This is a genomic window from Lancefieldella parvula DNF00906 (assembly GCF_000758945.1).
GTDB classification, from domain to species: domain Bacteria; phylum Actinomycetota; class Coriobacteriia; order Coriobacteriales; family Atopobiaceae; genus Lancefieldella; species Lancefieldella parvula_C.
In genome coordinates this window covers 28,132-47,415 of the sequence record NZ_JRND01000020.1, presented here as the reverse complement: position 1 = coordinate 47,415, position 19,284 = coordinate 28,132, and the positions used below count along the sequence as shown (strand labels likewise).

Sequence of the window (19,284 nt, the reverse complement as noted above, 5' to 3'; positions counted from 1 at the left end):
GAGTGCTTTCAGTAGAAGAACAGCTCCGTGTTATTACTTCAGGAACTATGCAAATTGTTCCTTTGGACGGTTTAAAAGAGAAACTCAAAAAGGGCACTCCTCTTAACATTAAGCTCGGCGTTGATCCAACAAGTCCTGATTTGCACCTGGGTCATGCAGTTCCTCTGCGCAAGATGCGTCAGTTCCAGGACCTTGGTCATAATGTCACCTTGATTATTGGTAGTGGCACTGCGCTGATCGGTGACCCTTCTGGCCGAGATTCTACCCGTCCTCCTCTCACCGCGGAGCAGGTAGATGCCAACGCAGAGACCTATGTTAACCAGGCAATGAAGATTCTTGATCCAGAAAGAACTACCGTTGTTCATAACGGCGACTGGATTAAGCCTATGAATCTTGAGACTATGCTTGGCCTTATGAGCAAGTTCACCATTGCTCGTATTCTTGAGCGAGAAGACTTCTCTAATCGTTATCACAATCAGCAGCCAATTGCGCTTCACGAGTTCATTTATCCCGTGCTTCAGGCATACGATTCAGTTGTTATCAAGGCTGACGTAGAGATGGGCGGAAACGACCAGATCTTCAACTTGCTTGCTGGCCGCGATCTTATGCGTGATATGGACATGGATCCTCAGATTGCTCTTACTATGCCTTTGCTTGTAGGTACTGACGGCACTAAGAAGATGAGCAAGTCTTACGGTAACTATATTGGACTGACTGATGAGCCAAACGATATGTTTGGCAAGGTCATGTCTATTACTGACGAGATTATTCCAATGTATTATCGCCTCTGCTCTACGCTTTCCATTGATGAGCTTGATGCAATCGATAGGAGCTTTGAGGACGGTACCGCTGATCCTTATCAGCTCAAGCGTGCTCTTGGTAGAAATATTGTTGACCTCTACCACGGTGAGGGAGAAGGCCTTAAGGCCCAGGCAGCTTTTGATGCTCAGTTCAAGAACAATGAGGTTCCTGACGACGTCAAAGAGTTTGCCATCTCTCTTGAGGCTGATGAGGATGGTCTTATCTACCTGCCAAAGATTTTGGTTGAAGTAGAGATTGCTTCAAGTAACGGTGAGGCTCGTCGTCTGATTGACGGCGGCGGTATTAAGATTAACCAGCAGCCTCATCCAGCAAAGACCTATAAGGTTGAGCCAGCAGTTCTTGAGGGAGCTCTTCTCCAGGCAGGCAAGAAGCGTTGGGCTCAGCTCATCTAGTAGGTAATGGCCACTAAATAAGGAAGCTGACACATGTGGAGACAGTTTGCTCTAGCCGTAGTAGTTGTACTGGTGCTTTGTTATGTACCGGGATATCTTTTTTCTCGCGCTATTGGCACTAAACGAATGACATCCCTTGTGGTAGCTCCGCTTATCTCGGTCTGCCTTATTGGTTTTTCTGGAATTGCAATATATCCTTTGGGCCTAAGAGGTGTAACGCCGCTTTTGGGAGGCGTTGGTTTTTTTATCCTGATTGCTGGTGGGCTTGCGTATCTTATTCAGAAAATCAGGCCCATCCAGGAAAATCAATCTCATACAAGCCTCGGTGAGAAGGACTCTCTAAACGGAGTCTTTCTCTTAGTAACTGCTGCTATCTCTACTGCAATATTTTTTGTTATTTTTCACAAGGCAATTAGAAACCCCTCATGGTTCTTGCAGTCCGCTGATAACTATGCGCACCTTGCGTATATTACAAGAAGTGTTCAGTCTGGCATTTATTCCATGCTGCATGCCGCCTTTTATACGGGAGCAAGGCCCGAGTTTCAGACTCCCTCCTTTAATGAAGGCTTCTATCCAAATGCTCTTCATTCGGTAGCTGCTATTACTACGGTCATAACCGGTCTTAATGAAGCACTGACAGAAAACGTTGTGTGGTTTGTATCTGTGGCAGTTATATATCCAGTTGGTATTTGCGCGCTGCTCCAAACAATAGGAAAGAAAAACCTCGTTGCCAGCGTTTTAACCTCATTTGTTGTTTTTGCACAGCTGGCATTTCCTCTTCGAATGGTTACTGTTCATGCAGTATTCCCAAACGTAATGGGATTCTGCGCTGTTCCTAGTGCTGTTGTACTTTTCATCTTGATGCTCAATGGTGCTGTTCCGGACAAAAATGATTCTGCAGCTGAACAGCTAAAGTCAATTTCGTTTATAAACCCAAGGTTAGTGCTTTTATGTGTGATGGGTATTCTCGCCCTTGCCATGATGCATCCAAGTGCAGATTTCTTCTGGGCTATCTGTGTTTTACCTTATGTGCTTTGCAGTTTTTTGCCACGACTTACCAACTTCCTTCAAGACAAATTCACGCTTTCTAAAACAAAAGGTATTGCGCTTTTAGCGATTATGGAAGTTGTAACAGCGAGTTTTGCGGTTGGCATTTGGATTTTCTTGCTTAACACAAGCTTCTTGGCTCCTACGGTCAATTTTGTGTGGGAGATTTATGTCAAACCGTTTGCAGCAACTCTTACCGTAGTAAACTTTGGTCTGCTGATGAATATGCCACAGGTTCTTTTTGCGGTTGCGTTCTGGATTGGATTTGTCAGCTGCATTTCGAACAAGAATTGTCGTTGGCTTATTCTGGTATTTCTTATGACAGCCGTTATTTATGTGGCAAGTCTTTCTGAGGTTCTTCCTATCAAGAGGTTCTTCTCGGGATTTTGGTATACCGATCCCGAGAGAACTGCTGCAATGGTGACAATCGCCGCAGTGCCTGTTGTAATTGTTGGCATGGAAACCGTCATTACGCTTATGTTTGATCTGATTAAACATGGAATTAAGACAGCTAAAGAAGGCAACAAAGGCGAGAAAACCAACTCAGATAATTCTGCTTGCACCATTTCTGAAGATGGAGTTCAATCAATCTGTAAACCCTGCATGTTTATTAAAAACTCTGGTATCTTCATGTGTATTGTTGCTGTGTTGTGGGGTTGTGCACTTCTAAGCCCTTGGGATTTAGCAAGTATGCCCAGAAGAGAACGCAGTGAGCTTCGCTGGGGTATCATTTGGCTTAATGAGGTTTTTGAGCCTCGTGAGTGGACAACTTATAAGACAAGTGAGGACGAGTTTGTAAGAAGAGCTCTGCAGATTGTTGGCGATGATCTGGTAGTCAATAATCCATACGATGGCTCGTTGGTTCTCAACTCACTTTATGGCATGAATATTTTCTATCGAGTGAAAGTAGAAGTAGAAGAGTTGCCACAAAGCACGATTATTCGCACAAAGCTTAACGAGGTAGCTACTAATCCAGAGGTTCAGCAGGCTGTCCGAGAAACTGGAGCCAGATATGTCCTGCTGCTGGACTTAGAAAATCCCGCTTTGCAAGGAAACCAAAGCGATCTCTTCCCTGGTTTACAGATTACCGATGAAATTCCTGGATTTGAGATTGTTCTTCAAGAAGGACCTTATAGACTATATAGAATCACCGCTGTTGAGTAAGACTTTGGTAAGATTACATATCAATATCGTCCTAAACGGTGTTTAGCGGGAAGCCCGATTGATGGGGAGTAATTTTGAAAGGCATTATTCTTGCAGGAGGTAGCGGTACCAGGCTTTATCCGCTGACAACCGTTACATCTAAACAGCTTTTACCTGTTTATGACAAGCCAATGATTTACTATCCGCTGTCAACGCTTATGCTTGCAGGTATTAGAGATATTTTGGTTATCTCCACGCCACGCGATCTGCCAAATTTTAAGAAACTCTTGGGTGACGGCTCTGACTTCGGTATCACCATCAGTTATGCCGAGCAGCCTTCTCCCGATGGACTTGCTCAGGCATTTGTTATTGGTAAAGAGTTTATTGGTGATGACGCTGCTGCTCTGATTCTTGGAGATAATATCTTCTATGGAAACGGTCTTTCAGGACTTGTGAGAAAAGCTGCTCAGCAGGCACAAACTGCTGGTCGTGCCACAGTTTTTGGCTATCACGTTGATGATCCAGAGCGTTTTGGCGTTGTTGAGTTTGATAAGAACTACAACGCTATTTCAATTGAGGAGAAGCCAGCTCATCCAAAATCTAACTACGCAGTAACCGGACTTTATTTCTACGATCAACGTGTTACTGAGCTGGTAAAGCAGGTTCAGCCAAGCGCTCGTGGAGAGTATGAGATTACTGACCTTAATCGACTCTATCTTGACGATGGCACGCTCGACGTTGTTACTCTTGGCCGCGGTTTTGCATGGCTTGATACGGGAACTATGGAGTCTCTCTTTGAAGCATCAACCTTTGTCCGTACTGTTGAGACGGCTCAAGGTTTACCTGTAAGCGTTCCAGAAGAAATTGCTTTTGAGAACGGCTGGATTGACAGTTCAAAACTCATCGAATGTGCAGAACGCTACGGTAAATCTACGTATGGTGAGCACCTTAAGAGTGTTGCAGAGGGACGTATTCTTCCTTCTGAAAAAGGGGAGTAAGATGCGAATTCTTATTACTGGCTCTCATGGTCAGTTAGGAAATGAACTCAAACGCCTTTTTGAGACTGGTGTCTCTGAGATTGGACCAATTCCAGAGGTTTTTGTTGAACCAGATGTTGATTATACCGACGCAGACGAGCTTGATATTACCAGTTCAGAGGCAGTAAGCATATGGTTTGACCATCATGAACGCTATGATGTTGTTATCAACTGTGCTGCCGCAACAAATGTAGATGGTTGCGAAAGCAATTTTGAGATGGCCTTTGCGGTAAATGCGCTTGGCCCCATGAATCTTGCACGAGCTTGCAACTCTACACAAACAAAGCTTGTTCAGGTATCCACTGATTATGTCTTTAGCGGTAAGGAAAGCTCTCCTCGCACGGAACAAGATGCTCCTTATCCTGTTTCTGCGTATGGTCGATCCAAATTAGCAGGAGAGGGACTTGCGCTGGCCGCAAATGCTCAAACGTTTGTGGTTAGGACGGCGTGGCTTTATGGCTATGTTGGCAAGAACTTTGTGGCAACCATGCGTGCCCTTGGTGCAAAGTATCCAGAGATTAGTGTTGTTGATGATCAAGTAGGTAACCCTACCAGCGCAAATGATCTGGCTCACGCAATTTTGTGCATTGCTGCTACTGAGAACTATGGCATCTATCACGCAACCAATGAGGGAACATGCTCATGGGCTGATTTTGCCGAAGCTATTATGGCTGGTAGTAATCTCGATTGTAAGGTTACCAGGGTAACTTCTGCTCAGTGGAAAGAGATGCACCCAGAAAGCGCTTCTCGCCCTGCATATTCATCTTTGGTAAATGGACATCTTGAGAGTACCATTGGAAATTGTATGAGGCCTTGGCAAGAGGCTCTTGCGACATATCTTTCGAAGGTAGAAAGAGGTTAGTGTGAAGACCTATTTAGTAACTGGTGGAGCTGGATTTATTGGATCTAACTTTATCCACTACATGCTTAGAAGAAATCAGGACATTCATATTTTGAACGTGGATGCTCTGACGTATGCAGGCAACCTTGAGAACCTCTCGGAATATGATCAAGATTCTCGCTATACCTTTGCTCATGTAGACATTAGGGATAAAGAGGCTCTTACGCAGTTGTTTGAGACCTATCATCCTGATTACGTTGTTAACTTTGCAGCAGAGAGCCACGTAGATCGCTCCATTGAAGATCCAGGTGCCTTCGCCGATACTAATGTCATGGGTACTGTTGCGCTCCTGAGCGTTGCGGAGTCTTTCTGGAATGATGGTCAGGGCTCTTACGGAGACCACAGATACCTGCAGGTTTCTACTGATGAGGTCTATGGCTCACTGCCACTTGATGATCCAGAGGCATTTTTCCGTGAGACCACACCTTTGAGTCCACACAGCCCCTACTCTGCATCTAAGGCTTCTGCTGATATGTTTGTAAAAGCCTGGCATGATACATACGGATTTCCTGCGGTAATCACGCGTTGCTCCAACAACTATGGTCCTTATCAGTTCCCCGAGAAGCTCATTCCTCTGATGATTGAGAATTGCCTGGAGCACAAGGCACTTCCAGTTTATGGTGACGGACTGAATGTTCGTGACTGGCTCTATGTCGATGACCACTGCAAAGCAATTGCTATGGTTCTTGAGGGCGGCAAGCTGGGCGAGGTTTATAACGTTGGTGGTCATAACGAGCGCAATAACCTCTACATTGTTAAGCGCATCATCAGTGAAGTTGCAAGAATCACTGGTGACACTCAGATTACTGAGGATCTGATCTCTTACGTCACTGACCGCAAAGGCCATGATCGCCGCTACGGTATTGCACCTGATAAGATTAAAGAAGAGCTTGGCTGGTATCCAGAAACTCCATTTGAAGAGGGCATTGTTACCACTATCAACTGGTATTTAGAGAACCGCGAGTGGGTTAAGAATGTAGTTTCCGGTGATTATCAGGATTACTACAAGAAGATGTATGAGGGTCGATAATAAAAAAGACACTTTATGATGTGATTCCCAAAAGTTAGATTTTTAGCGTAGCAGTTTATATGGCTGCTACGCTATTTTTATGCAGTCAAGAGTCTAAGCCTGTATTGTACTGGGCTTAACCACCCTAGTTATTAATTCTTTGTTCAAAATATTATTATACTTGTAAAAATTTGAACACAAGAGTATTATGACTGACGTAAATTGGTTTGGAAGTTCATTTCGCAGTTAATTGGTCTTCATTTGGAGGAACCGTGGCACTAACAAAGAATGTGTTTTCTGTATTAAAAACCATTGCTCTTTCTGATGAGAAACTCAATCAGAGACAGCTTGCAGAAGAGACTGATCTTTCTTTGGGATCAGTTAATTCAGCAGTAAAAACGCTTGAGGACCAGGGTCTTATTGATGACAGTCTTATTACTTCAAAGGGCCTTGAAGCACTGAAACCTTATGAGGTTAAGAATGCCATTATTATGGCAGCCGGTCTGTCTTCTCGCTTTGCACCTATTTCATATGAGAAACCAAAGGGCGTCCTGAAGGTTCGTGGAGAAGTTCTGATTGAACGTCAGATTCATCAGTTGCTTGAAGCTGGTATTACTGACATCACCGTTGTTGTGGGTTATAAGAAGGAGTACTTCTTCTATTTGGAGGAGAAGTATGGCGTCAAGATTGTTGTTAACCCAGATTATGCAACAAGAAATAACAATTCCACGCTTTGGTATGTAAAAGACCAGCTCGATAACACCTATATCTGCTCATCAGATGACTACTTTACTCAGAACCCCTTTGAGCGCTATGTCTATGAGGCTTATTACTCAGCAACGTATGTTGCAGGAGAAACTGATGAGTGGTGTCTTAAAGAGGGACGTGGTGGACGTATTACCGGCGTAGAAATTGGCGGTTCAAATTCTTGGATTATGCTCGGTCATGTCTACTTTGATAGACAATTCTCAAAGAAGTTCGTAGACATTCTTGAGGCTGTCTACGACAAGCCAGAAACCGTTGATATGCTCTGGGAAGAGATTTACGTCCGCCACATCAAAGAGCTTTCCATGACCATTAGAAAGTATCCTGATGGTGTTATTTACGAGTTTGATTCCCTTGATGAGCTTCGTCAGTTTGACCCAGCGTTTATTGAGAACATCGACTCAGAGATTTTTGACAACATTGTTTCAGTGCTTCATTGCCAGAAGAAGGATATCCACGGTTTCTATCCTCTAAAACAGGGACTTACCAACTTATCTGCTCACTTTATTGTGGGATATGGTGATGATGCTCAGGAGTATGTCTACAGGCATCCTGGTGTTGGTACCGAGAAACTTGTAGACCGCGCTGCTGAAGAGGCTGGTCTTCGACTTGCTCGTGAGCTTGGCCTAGACAGTACCTTTATTTACGAGGACCAAAAAGAGGGTTGGAAGATTTCCAAGTTTGTGAAAAACGCTCAGAATCTTGATCCTCATAACCCTGAGCAGCTCAAGCGCGCAATGGAGATGGGTAATAAACTGCACCATAGCGGCGCCTCGCTCGATCGCTCTTTTGACTTTGTCAACGAGGGACTTAATTACGAGAAGCTCCTGCTTGAAGAGGGTCCTATTGAGATTCCTGGTTATTATGAGCTTCGCGAGAAGGTCCTGCGCTTGAAGAAGTATGCAGACGCAGATCAGTATCCAGTTGTTATTTCACACAATGATTTCTTCTATCTGAATTTCTTGATTGACGAGGCTGGTACCTATAGCCTTATTGACTGGGAATATGCAGGCATGTCAGATGAGGCAAATGACTTTGGTACTTTTACGGTTTGCTGCGAGCTTACTGACGATGAGGCAAATGCTGCTATTGATTATTACTTTGGACAAGAGGCAACGTTTGAGCAGCGTAGGCACTTCTGGAGCTATGTAGTCTTTGCTGGCTGGTGCTGGTATTTGTGGTCTCTAGTCAAGGAAGCAGAGGGCGAGAACGTAGGCGAGTGGTTCTTCATTTACTATCGCTACGCTGCAAACAATATTGACCGCGTGCTTTCTTGGTACGAAGAGAACCAGAACTAAGAGTAAAAGGGGAAAACTATGTATTACGGTCTTTTAAGCGGTATTCTTTGGGCGGTTGATACCGTTATCCTTGGTGTTGCTCTTGGTATGAGTCCTTATGTTGATTCAGCTCAAGCGTCATTTGCCAGCGCATTTATGCATGACTTTTTTGCTGCGGCTATTCTTCTTGTCATGATGGCACGTAAGGGTAGGCTGAGGGATACCCTTGAAGCTGCAAAAACTAAGAGTGGTCGCGTTGTTATGCTGGGTGCTCTTTTAGGCGGACCAATTGGTATGAGTGGTTATCTTGCCGCAATTAATGCCATTGGACCTGGTTACACCGCAGCTATTTCAGCTTTTTATCCAGCAGTGGGTTCACTTTTAGCGTGGCTTTTGCTTAAAGAGAAAATGAATTTGAAGCAGGTCATTGCTCTTATTGTGGCTCTTGTAGGCGTTATGGTTATTGGTGTATCCACCGCTGCAGGAGAAGGTAACGGAAACGTTCTTGTTGGAATCTTAGGTGTTATTGCCTGTGTCTTTGGTTGGGGCTCCGAGGCAGTTATCTTGGCTTGGGGCATGCAAGACGATGCTGTTGATAACGAGACCGCACTCCAAATTAGGGAAACTACCTCTGCGTTTGCGTATGGTCTTATCATTTTGCCTCTCGCAGGCTCGGTAGAGTTTGCAAGTCAGGTTGCAGTAACTCCTGCTAATGGCGTTGTCTTTATCGCAGCGCTTGCAGGCACCGCTTCGTATCTCTTCTACTACAAAGCAATTGACGCCATTGGCGCTTCTCGCGGTATGGCCTTGAATATTTCTTATTCTGCCTGGTCAGTCATTTTTGCGGCTCTTGCAGGTATTGTTTTGCCGGCAATTATGCCAGAAGCAATTCCATCTCCTTTGACGGTAATTTGCTGCATTGTCATTATTGTGGGAACCGTTCTTTCAGCTACTCCAGACTGGAACGAGCTGCTCAAGAGAGATTAGAGTGATACAAATGATTGAATAACTTGGATATAAAAGTCTAAGTTAGACAAACTCTTAGTTTTATTAAATAAATTAAGTTATATATTGAGAGACATTTATTTTTTAGGCATAAGTCTCCATGTATTTCCAGTTAGACTCCAGTTGTTAAAGTTTGTTGCATCACCGTTAATAACGAATTCGCGAAGCTCTGCATCGTGATTATTTTCTGAGATAGTTTCAAGATAGTAACGAGGACGATCCTCGCCCTCATAGGACTCGTCAAGCGGTGTGGTGTAGTTAGAAAGCATTTGCTGGTCAGCGCCCATGTCCTTGAGTGTCTGGGCAAAAATGTCGTAGTGCCAGACAGGTGCATCAGAAACCTGCATTGGCTGAGCCGCCTCTTCAGCAGTTTGACCAGCAGGTTTATACATGATGACTGGGGCAGATGGCCGCTGAATATCGGTATCAGTCAAATACCATTCGCCGTGATCTGCGGTAATAATAAACGACGTGTTTTCATACACACCAAGACGCTTAAGCTCGGCAATGTACTGTGCAACAATCCTATATGCGCCCATAGTCTGCTCTTCGACGTTTTCCTTGCTTGGATCGCTGGTAGGCTCAACATTGCGATCAAGAGTGTAAGGAGGATGTGAGCCAATAAGATGAATGAAACGGAATGAGCCATTTTGACCAGCACTGTCATCAATTGAGAGACCGTAGTGCTGAAGCTCCTGATAATACTTGAGGTCATCCTCGGTGTAAGGCTGAGAAGAAAGGTCAACCTCATCCATGTTTACTGGCTTGCGCATGCGCATATTGAGGTCCTCGGTGTAATACCAGAATCGAGGCTTAAACACCCAAGGCATATCTCTGCAGAACGCCGTCTTGTAAAGAATGCGCAACGCACCAAGCACGTCAAGCTGGTTCTCTACGCCACGACCGCGAGGCTCGTGATAGTTAATTGTGCGATTATACATATAGTCCGTGTAGGCCCAATTAAAGTTATCAGTATAAAGTCCAACTGAATAGCCAAGTTGATTAACATTATTTAAATAATGACTATTGTTTGACCAATTTTGAATAAAATCACTAGCAGATTGTTCTGGCCGAATTCGATTTTCAAAGACCAGCGATGGAATGCCGTAGCGCGTTGGAATCATCGAGCCAACAGAGTTCCGGTACCAGGTAAAGCCGGTAAGAGGCGCAAATGTCTCTGGGTATTCATCGTAAAGCTTCTGGACAAAGGCGGTATCGGTGGTGTCCAGAACAAAGACCACGACGTTCTTCTTGGAAGACACGTTGTAGAGACCCTCGCGTGTTGCAATAACCTGCTGATGCTCGGCGTGGGCATCAATCGACGCCGCAATTGAAGGGCCCCATAGACTTGCAACGCCCACTGCCTGGACAATGATAAGAGCTGTTGCGGTTACTAGAAGACCTGTTCTAAGCTGTCTTGCTTTAAGGAGCGAGAAGACCACTGCAGCTGCAATAATTACTAGCCAAATGAGACCAGAAACAATCATCTGACTGGTAAAGTTGGACCAAATGACCTCATGTCCATCCGCAAGTGGCATACCACCGTTCAAGAACACTGCCTGAACGTACGATGCCACGCCGATGGCTCCCACGAGCGCAGTTGCAACGTTAAAGACGCGCTTACGCAGCAGCGAGAGAATCACGGTAAGAACGAGCGTAATGACAAGACCCGCAATAATAACGGGACCAGCAACGTCGTTGAGGTTGAAAGAAAGGTCTCGCGCACTACTGGCTACCAGTTCAAGTGGAGCTACAACCAAGATAGTGAATACCGTAAAGAATGAAACTAGAAATGCAACACCAATGCGGCCTTTGGGCTTAAGAGTACCCTCTTTTTGCTCTTTGAGGCGAATAGCTTCTGCCGCGAGAATTTCTTTCATCTGAGCGTTTGCGGCTTCAGCACCTTTGGTGTCTACCCTGTGAACTTTGCCTTCGACGATCTTGTTTGCGTTCTCGTCAATCTTAAGGATGCGGAAGAGCACCTTGCGAGAGCGCCTGAACGCAACGCCAAGCACTGCTGAGAGTGCAACTACAACCGCGGCCAGCGCCTGGATGGTGTAGGTCATAACCGATGGGTCAACATAGGCCTGAGCTGTTGCTGGCAGGAGTGCCCACCAGACAAACGTCAAAGCAAGCGTGAAGAGTATCCCGTGAATAACGAGTAGCATTTTATTGGCTGATGATGTGGTCATAGTCGAAGAAGTCCCTTGTTTAAGTGGAATAAATTTTAACCAAGCTTATTTTTTCAAAAATAAAAGCTCGTAACAAGATTGCGATATTGCGTACAAGTTGTTGCCATATTTTATCATCACTAGCCGTTACTTTTTTGTCCGCTTTTATAAGCCATGTTAATGAGCTTGGCCACAGGAGTTGGCCAGAACTTCTTAAGCATCTCCAGGTCTTCCTGTTCACGACGATTATCGTGAATAAGGTGGCTGGTCTCAGAGTCTTCATGAATGCGGTGAAGCATGAGTACACGGGTGTCGTACAAGAAATCACCCTCACGCTTACTGATTGCTTCCCATGCTTCCCAATCCAGGTTAGAACCAAATCCAGCCTTGAAAACGGGAGTCTCAAGGTTGGGGAGGACCAGCGTGGTGCTTGGACAGCAAATAGCACAGCCCAACTCAAGCGCACGACGTTTAGCCCATGCTTTACCTGCATTTTCTGGCTTTGAGAGCGAGTACAAGAGACGACGCTTTACCTTAAGCAAACGATTTTCAAGAACTTCTTCACCGTCACGCAACTCACCGTAATTGGTGAAGTAAATCAGTGGGCGAGAAGAGCTGTTCACGCGTTCAAGCATGTACTCTGCGAAATTTGGTTTGTAGAGATCATCTTGGTGAGCAATGGTTACCAATGGAGTTGTACAAACGCTTACGGCAAAGTTCCAGTCGCCAGCAATGCCTTCCGGACCGGGATTAACATGCATGGGAATGTTGTATTTCTCGCAAAGAGATTGAATCAGTTCATTTGGTGTTGAAGTAGCCAAAAGAATATTCGTAGAAAGAGTCTGCCCTTTGAGCGAGAGAATGCACTCTTCTAGATAGGGGCTCTCACCATAAGCGCAGACAGCAAACGTGTGATCCTGAGGTGTATACATTGCTACATCCAATCGATTAGCTCCGATGTCTAGTATTATAGGAGTGTTACCGGACAACATGTGGGAGGCTGCAATGGGTTCAGAAAAATATGTTTCTTATGAGAATCCAGATGATCTTAGGCGAGTCCAAATTCTTTCAACGATTTTAATAGAAGAGTTAAATAGAGTTTGTAAGGAATTAAATATCTCTTATCAAGCTTATGGTGGGACAGCTATTGGCGCAGTGAGACATCATGGATTTATTCCATGGGATGATGATGTTGATGTTTCGATGTTTCGTGAAGACTATGAAATTTTTTTGGAGAAAGCTCCTGCGCTTCTGCGTCCTGATTTTTGTATTCACAATGGTCGCAATAACGATTATTTTCCCGCAGTAATAACACACCTATCATTAAAAGATACTATTCGAGTGCCTGATGAATTTATGACCTGTCCATTTAAACTTGCTATAGCGATAGATATTTTTCCTTTTGATAAAATTCCGACTAATCAAAAAGTCCTTGCCTCAGTAAAGCGTCGAACATGGTTTTGGGGACGTTTGAATTTCTTATTGGCTACTCCAAGACCAAGAATTCCACTTTCTGGGGTCGGTCGTTATTTGGCCTTAGCAGGTTGTTTTGTAATTCACGGACTACTTCGTTTTTTACATGTTCCATCAAAATACATCCTAAATAAGTGGGAGCATGCTGCTCGTACGGCAGAAAATGAGAAGACAAATCATTACGCAAGTTTTGTCGAACCTGATCCAGAGAACTGGTCAATGGACAAAGAGGATGTTTTCCCAATGGTTCGCGTTCCTTTTGAAGACATCACCACTACGCTTCCAAAGGAATATGACAAGCTTTTAACTAGGGGATACGGGGATTACATGCAGCTTCCTCCAGAGAAGGATCGTAAAAATCATCATCCTGGAGCGCTTGATTTTGGTAAGTGGAAAGAGGTAGACGTTACCAAAGGAAGTCGCCAGGCATTTGAAGACTTTGGTCAGAAAAGCTAACTATGACAATCGATACTTCTGCTAAGCAACTGAAAAAAAACTATATTTGGAATACATTAAGTTCCTTGATGAATGCTGCTTCTTCAGTATTGATGCTTGCGGTTGTTACTCGCACAGCCGGCGCAGTTGCTGGAGGAGTTTTCTCTCTTGCATATGCCGTGGCACAACAATTTATAGTTGTTGGGCAATTTGAGGTACGTTTATATCAAGTTACTGATACAAAAGAGGTTTATCCATTTGGGGTGTATTTAGCGACTCGAATTATAACTACAACATTGATGATTGTAGGAATATTTCTATTTGCATTGCAATCGCAGGGTATCAGTTATGAAGGAGCCCTTTATACCCTTATTGCTTCCCTTCGCATTTTTGACGTCGTTGAGGATGTATTTCATGGCATGTTTCAGCAACGAGGTCGTTTGGATATTGCTGGAAGAGCATTTTTCTTCCGAATACTTACAACAGTCATAAGTTTTTCTATTGGAGTGTTTATAACAAAAAATCTTCTAATAAGTGCTGCATTTTCTTTTATTTGTTCAATGATTGCAATGATAGCTCTGACTATACCTCCAGCAAAAAAGATGTCATCTTTACGTCCTCTGTTTAACTTTCAGCAAATTTTTAGTCTTCTCCGCGCCATGCTTCCAATGTTCATCGGTGCTTTTCTGTTTACTTACGTTGTGAATGCGCCTCGATATGCCTTGGGAGCTTTATCTGACCAGACTCTTTTGACTTACTTTGCTTCATTAGCCATGCCTGCCATGGTTATCAATCTTCTAAGTAACTTTGTCTTTAAGCCACTGCTCACTCAGATGGCCGAATATTGGAATAATCAGCAGGACAAGCAGTTTGTAGGTCTGATTCTTAAAGGATTTGCGGTAGTTGCTTTGGCTACTGTTGTTTCGATGGCTTTGGCTTGGCCATTGGGAGCTCCGGTCCTTGGACTTTTGTATGGTCTTAATTTTGAGCCATATAAGCTAGAGCTTTTGCTGTTACTCTTTGGTGGCTTGATTAATGCGCTTGCAGTCATTTTGTACTATGCCGCAGTAACTATGCGCAAGCAGGTTGCTGTGTTTGTAAGCTACGCCGCAGGTGCAGGCTTTGCTGCGCTTACCGGAGGATGGTTTGTGGGCAACTTTGGCATCATGGGAGCGTGTGTGCTGTATGATGCCTCGCTTGCAATACTTGCCCTTGTATTTGGCGTCTTCTGTTTCTTGGGATTTAAAGATCAAAAGAAAAAGTCCGCTGCGTAAGCGGACTTTTTAATGTCTTGCCTGCGTGAGCGTGCCGTCAGAGAGCTGACGCGTCGTTTACACGCGCGTACGCTGGTTAAGATCAGTTACAAAATCAAGGTTTTTCTCGTCACGTGCGTCTTTGTCGCGTAGGGCAAGTTCGCTTGAAAGCTGTTCAACCTTAAAAGTAAGCTTAGAAATTGCACAGGACTGATGGAAAATCCTGATAAGCATCAGCACAATAACAAGTAGCATGACAAAGTTTGCGGGACTCATAAAGCCAAAAAGCCCAGCAAAGAAATACGCAAGCTGGGGGATAAGCGCAAACAAAACAAGGATTCCTGCAGAAACAACCCAATAGACAGAGTCGGAGATGCGAATCTTTGATTTGCGGACGCTATTGATGACAATGCCCATGGCAAATAGGGCGCCAATAAGCAGCAGAATTCTGAGAACTAAAGTCATGGTGTCACCTTATCTAAACCACTGGAAGAGCAAAAGCGAGAGGCACGTGCGAGCCATATACATTATTGAGTTATAGAAGCTCAGATAGGACTCGCCACCTTGACGCTCACGCATCTCAGTTTCAATCTCGACAACCTTAGCTCCTCGACGCATCAGTAGCGAGATAGTGTCTGGCTCGGGGGAGAAGTCAAACGAGCGCGCATACGTTTCAATAAGACCACGATCGTACATACGCATGCCTGAGGTAGGGTCAGTAATGGTTTGACCAGTGCTTGTCTTGATAAGCCAAGAAATCAGCTTGGAGCCAATCTCTCGAGGAGAGTTTCCGCGAGCCTTGGTAACAAAACGAGAAGCAATAACAATGTTTGCTCCCTCGTTTACCATTGCCTGGGCCATAGGAGCGATGTACTCAGGTCTATGCTGACCATCGGAGTCAAACTGCACCACAGCGTCATAACCATGTTCTTTGGCGTAGCGCATACCAGCCCTAAAGCCTGCAGAAAGGCCTCCGTTAACAGGTAAATTGAGGTAGTTAAATCCACGCTCTTTACAGATATCCAGTGTGCGGTCAGCGGAGCCGTCGTTGATTACGATGTAATCAACTTGAGGAGCTACCTGACACAACTCTGTAATAGTTGAAGCAATGCAGGCTTCTTCGTTGTAAGCGGGAACGACTGCAAGAATTCTCACAAGCATCCTTTGAATTGCAAATTACACGTTAACTGCATGAATATCATAGCTCAAAAGATGTATTAATCTTGACTCGTATATAGTAGATTACCTAAAGAAATTGAAAGGTGAACGCTATGGAGTTTCCAAAAGAGCTTAAAAACCCTACTCAATCGGGCAATTTTACGTTTTATGACACCTCGATTGAAGGTGTAAAGGTTGTGGACGTAAAGCTGTACGGTGATGCTCGTGGTGGCTTTATGGAGACCTACCGTGAAGAAAACTTTGTTGCCGGCGGCATTGAGGCTTCATTTGTGCAGGACAATCAGTCTTATTCCGTTCAGGGCGTACTTCGCGGCCTTCACTTCCAGATTGAGCATCCGCAGGCAAAGCTTGTGCGCGTAATCTCCGGCACTGTCTTTGATGTTGCGGTTGACCTGCGAGAGGGAAGTCCAACCTGGGGTCAGTGGGAAGGCGTTGTTTTGTCCGCGGAGAACCGCAGACAGTTCTTTGTCCCTCGCGGTTTTGCCCACGGTTTCTTGGTACTCTCCGAGACAGCGGAGTTCTGCTACAAGTGTGACGACATCTATCACCCAGGTGATGAGGGCGGCATTATGTGGAATGATCCAGAGCTTGGCGTTGAGTGGCCAGCGTTTCTTGGCGAGAAAACCTTAGATCCTGCAAAGGTTATTCTTTCCGATAAAGACAAGATTCATCCAGCACTTTCTTCACTTAAGAAGTAACAAGCGCTGAAGGCAAGTTAGGTAGTATGAACGAACGTAATCGTCGTGAGCGAGAATCTACAGCTCACGAGCTTAATCGCATGAACGAGCCAGAGTGGACAGAGGAAGCTTCTGATAAAGAGCTTTCGTCTTCGCCGCTCCCTCGTGCAACCCAGATGGAACTTCTCGCCCCAGCGGGAGGTCCTGCTCCATTTACCGCAGCTCTTGCTGGTGGTGCAGATGCTATTTACTGCGGCTTGGGCAACAACTTCAACGCCCGCCGCGGTGCGGACAACTTTGACGACGAGTCGTTTGCGCGTGCGTGCAGACAGGCTCATCTAGCTGGCGCTCGCGTGTACGTCACCGTTAACGTTGTTGTTAAGTGGGACGAAATGCAGCGTGTCCTGCGCCTGATTCGCCGCGCGTGGACCCTTGGCGCAGATGCTTTTATTATCCAGGACTGGGGTCTTATGGCTCAGGTTAGACAAACCTGGCCAGAGATTGAATGTCACGTATCAACGCAGGCAAACATCCACGATACGCGCGGTGTTGCTGCCTGCAAAAAGCTTGGCGTGGGTCGCGTAACCCTGTCTAGAGAGCTAACTAAAGAAGAGATTTCTACTATTTCCAAGCTTGGCGTTGAGCTGGAATGTTTTGGTCACGGAGCCCTGTGTTTCTGCTATTCGGGTATCTGTCACATGTCGTCTATGCGAGGAGATCGCTCTGCTAACCGTGGAGCCTGTGCTCAGCCGTGCCGCCTGCCGTATGAGCTGCTTAACTCTAAGCATGAAGTTGTCTCGATGGGTGGCATTGACAGGCTGCTCTGCCCTAAGGATTACTGCACCATTGATGACGTACCTGATATGATTGAGGCGGGCGTTGGCTCGCTTAAGATTGAAGGCCGCATGAAGGCGCCTGAGTACGTGTACTCGGTGGTGTCTTCGTATCGTCAGGCAATTGACGCTGCCGAGAAGGGCGTGGACAACCAAGCCGATGTGGCCCGCCGCCACCGCTTGCTCAAGCGCTCGTTTAACCGCGGTCTGACTAACGCGTACCTGCATGGCACCGCTGGCAACGAGATGATGAGCTATGAGCGCTCCAACAACCGCGGAGAGATTGTTGGTGAGGTTACCGGAGGGCGCCCACTTGAGGACGCTCTTGAGCGCAAGAGTGGCCTCAATGGCGGTCGTGTTAAGCTGCGCCGTTACAAACAGGCGGATGTTGACCTTATTGCTCACGCTCCCATTGGCAAGAACGACTTGCTTGAAATTAGGCCGCTCGATGAGCCTGACAAGTTCCTGACCGCTCTTTGCCCTGTTGACGTTGAGCCTGGCCAGACGGTTACCGTCCGTACTTCTCGCGTTATGCAGACCGGATCTACGGTACGCATAATTCGCTCCGAGGCAGCGCGTGTGGCAGCTGAGCAGATTTCTTCACTGGAATATCCTCGCAAACGTGCTGTTGACGTGGCCATTATTGCCCGCATTGGCCAGCCCTTTACGGTGATGCTCTCTACTGCAGACGGCGTTGCGCGTGCGTCTGCTGAGGGCTTTGTGGTGGAGGAGGCTCGCACTAAGGCGGTAACCTCTGACGAGCTCATTGAGCACGTAGGCCGCATGGGAACCTCGCCCTTTGAGGCGGTGAGCTTTGACGTCCAGATGGACGATACGTGCGGCATGAGCTTTAGTGCCGTTCACAAGGTGCGGGCTGCAGCATGTGAGCAGCTGGAAGCGGCACTTCTGGAGGAGTACCAGGACCGCGAGCAGAAGATTGCTCCGCTTTCCCGTCTTGCCTACCAAAAGGAGCGAGAAGCCCAGGACAAAGAGAAGCTTTTTGCCTTTGATGAGGCTGCTGCAAAGGCAAATGCGTCGCAGGCAGAGGTATGTGTTCTGGTTGAGACTCCCGAGCAGGCACGCGTTGCGCTCAAGGCAGGAGCGGATCGTCTGTACGCAACAGCCGATGCCCTCGCAGAGACTTCGTGGCCAGAGGATCTTCTCGCCAAGGTAACTCCATGGCTTGATGAGGTATGTCGCGAGGTTGACCATAAGCGCCTGGATCCGTACGTTACCCCAGGTAAGCCGGTTGCTGTGGGCAACATCTCTGAGCTGGCGCTGGCCGTTGAGCGCGGGACCACTCCAGAGGTGCGCGAGTGCATTCCTGTCCACAACGATTACGCCCTGCAGGCGCTGGCCGACATGGGTGCAGAAGGCGTTTGGCTCAACTCCGAGCTGACGCTCCAAGAGATTTGTCACCTGGCGAGAAACGCCTCGATTCCTGTGGGTTATATGGTCAGCGGCCGTATCCGCACTATGACAACTGAGCACTGTATTTTGATGTCTACGGGCAAGTGCATCCACGATTGTGATGCCTGCAAGCTGCGTCTTGAGGAACATACGCTCAGAGGCATTGACAACGATTACATGCCGGTCAGGACTGATAGGCACGGTCGCTCTAAGATTTGGAGCCCTAAGCTCTTTGATGGTGTGCCAGAGGTGGCCGAGATGCTTTCTGCCGGCGTGAAGCGCTTTATGGTAGACGCAACGCTTCTGAGCACGGAGCAGACACAGGAGGCTACCTCTCGCGTAGTTGTGGCGATTGCGGCAACAGCGTCGGGTGCATCATTGCCTGCACGTCTGAAAGATGCGTCAGTTGGACATCTTTTCTCGCCAATTGGATAGTGCAGAAATAAGTTTGGAAT

At 46.2% G+C, this 19,284-nt stretch carries 15 protein-coding genes; 11 read left to right on the top strand and 4 right to left on the bottom strand.

From position 1 onward, the window contains the following. Positions 1 to 2: 2 nt before the first annotated feature. The 7 genes from tyrS (at position 3) to HMPREF1647_RS04255 (ending at position 9,380) form a co-directional block, all read left to right on the top strand. Positions 3 to 1,214: a tyrosine--tRNA ligase gene (tyrS, locus tag HMPREF1647_RS04285; RefSeq protein WP_035432379.1), complete on the top strand. Its 1,212-nt coding sequence runs from the start codon at positions 3 to 5 to the stop codon at positions 1,212 to 1,214. A gap of 33 nt (positions 1,215 to 1,247) precedes the next feature. After that, complete coding sequence (locus HMPREF1647_RS04280; protein WP_035432376.1) at positions 1,248 to 3,425, top strand: DUF6541 family protein; 2,178 nt, start codon at positions 1,248 to 1,250, stop codon at positions 3,423 to 3,425. A gap of 74 nt (positions 3,426 to 3,499) precedes the next feature. Further along, positions 3,500 to 4,402 carry a glucose-1-phosphate thymidylyltransferase RfbA gene (rfbA, locus tag HMPREF1647_RS04275; protein ID WP_035432374.1) on the top strand — a complete coding sequence of 301 codons (903 nt, stop codon included), beginning with the start codon at positions 3,500 to 3,502 and terminating at the stop codon, positions 4,400 to 4,402. Position 4,403: 1 nt separating this feature from the next. Next, complete coding sequence (gene rfbD / locus HMPREF1647_RS04270) at positions 4,404 to 5,303, top strand: dTDP-4-dehydrorhamnose reductase (RefSeq protein WP_035432371.1); 900 nt, start codon at positions 4,404 to 4,406, stop codon at positions 5,301 to 5,303. Position 5,304: 1 nt separating this feature from the next. Further along, positions 5,305 to 6,372, top strand: a complete 1,068-nt coding sequence (rfbB, locus tag HMPREF1647_RS04265) for a dTDP-glucose 4,6-dehydratase (protein ID WP_035432369.1) — start codon at positions 5,305 to 5,307, stop codon at positions 6,370 to 6,372. A gap of 251 nt (positions 6,373 to 6,623) precedes the next feature. Continuing rightward, a complete protein-coding gene (locus HMPREF1647_RS04260; protein ID WP_035432367.1) occupies positions 6,624 to 8,414 on the top strand; it encodes an NTP transferase domain-containing protein in 1,791 nt (596 codons plus the stop codon). A gap of 18 nt (positions 8,415 to 8,432) precedes the next feature. Then, complete coding sequence (locus HMPREF1647_RS04255) at positions 8,433 to 9,380, top strand: DMT family transporter (protein ID WP_035432365.1); 948 nt, start codon at positions 8,433 to 8,435, stop codon at positions 9,378 to 9,380. 95 nt (positions 9,381 to 9,475) lie between these two features. Here the strand turns inward: HMPREF1647_RS04255 and HMPREF1647_RS04250 are convergent, their stop codons facing one another. Then, positions 9,476 to 11,590, bottom strand: coding sequence for a sulfatase-like hydrolase/transferase (locus tag HMPREF1647_RS04250; protein WP_035432363.1), 2,115 nt, complete (start codon positions 11,588 to 11,590; stop codon positions 9,476 to 9,478). Between the two features lie 119 nt (positions 11,591 to 11,709). Next, positions 11,710 to 12,501, bottom strand: a complete 792-nt coding sequence (locus tag HMPREF1647_RS04245) for a glycosyltransferase (protein ID WP_035432361.1) — start codon at positions 12,499 to 12,501, stop codon at positions 11,710 to 11,712. Between the two features lie 73 nt (positions 12,502 to 12,574). Here HMPREF1647_RS04245 and HMPREF1647_RS04240 point away from each other — a divergent pair, with 73 nt between their 5' ends. Both HMPREF1647_RS04240 and HMPREF1647_RS04235 read left to right on the top strand, forming a co-directional pair. Next, positions 12,575 to 13,498 (top strand): LicD family protein, encoded by a 924-nt coding sequence (locus HMPREF1647_RS04240; RefSeq protein ID WP_035432434.1) that lies wholly within the window; start codon positions 12,575 to 12,577, stop codon positions 13,496 to 13,498. Positions 13,499 to 13,500: 2 nt separating this feature from the next. Then, a complete protein-coding gene (locus HMPREF1647_RS04235; RefSeq protein WP_035432359.1) occupies positions 13,501 to 14,751 on the top strand; it encodes a lipopolysaccharide biosynthesis protein in 1,251 nt (416 codons plus the stop codon). Between the two features lie 57 nt (positions 14,752 to 14,808). Here HMPREF1647_RS04235 and HMPREF1647_RS04230 read toward each other — a convergent pair whose 3' ends face one another. Then, positions 14,809 to 15,195: a DUF2304 domain-containing protein gene (locus HMPREF1647_RS04230; protein WP_035432356.1), complete on the bottom strand. Its 387-nt coding sequence runs from the start codon at positions 15,193 to 15,195 to the stop codon at positions 14,809 to 14,811. A 9-nt stretch (positions 15,196 to 15,204) separates the two neighbouring features. Further along, positions 15,205 to 15,885 (bottom strand): glycosyltransferase family 2 protein, encoded by a 681-nt coding sequence (locus tag HMPREF1647_RS04225; RefSeq protein WP_035432354.1) that lies wholly within the window; start codon positions 15,883 to 15,885, stop codon positions 15,205 to 15,207. Between the two features lie 116 nt (positions 15,886 to 16,001). Here HMPREF1647_RS04225 and rfbC point away from each other — a divergent pair, with 116 nt between their 5' ends. Both rfbC and HMPREF1647_RS04215 read left to right on the top strand, forming a co-directional pair. Further along, complete coding sequence (gene rfbC, locus HMPREF1647_RS04220; RefSeq protein WP_035432352.1) at positions 16,002 to 16,607, top strand: dTDP-4-dehydrorhamnose 3,5-epimerase; 606 nt, start codon at positions 16,002 to 16,004, stop codon at positions 16,605 to 16,607. Positions 16,608 to 16,633: 26 nt separating this feature from the next. Continuing rightward, positions 16,634 to 19,264 (top strand): U32 family peptidase, encoded by a 2,631-nt coding sequence (locus tag HMPREF1647_RS04215; RefSeq protein WP_052039135.1) that lies wholly within the window; start codon positions 16,634 to 16,636, stop codon positions 19,262 to 19,264. The last annotated feature ends 20 nt before the right edge of the window (positions 19,265 to 19,284 follow it).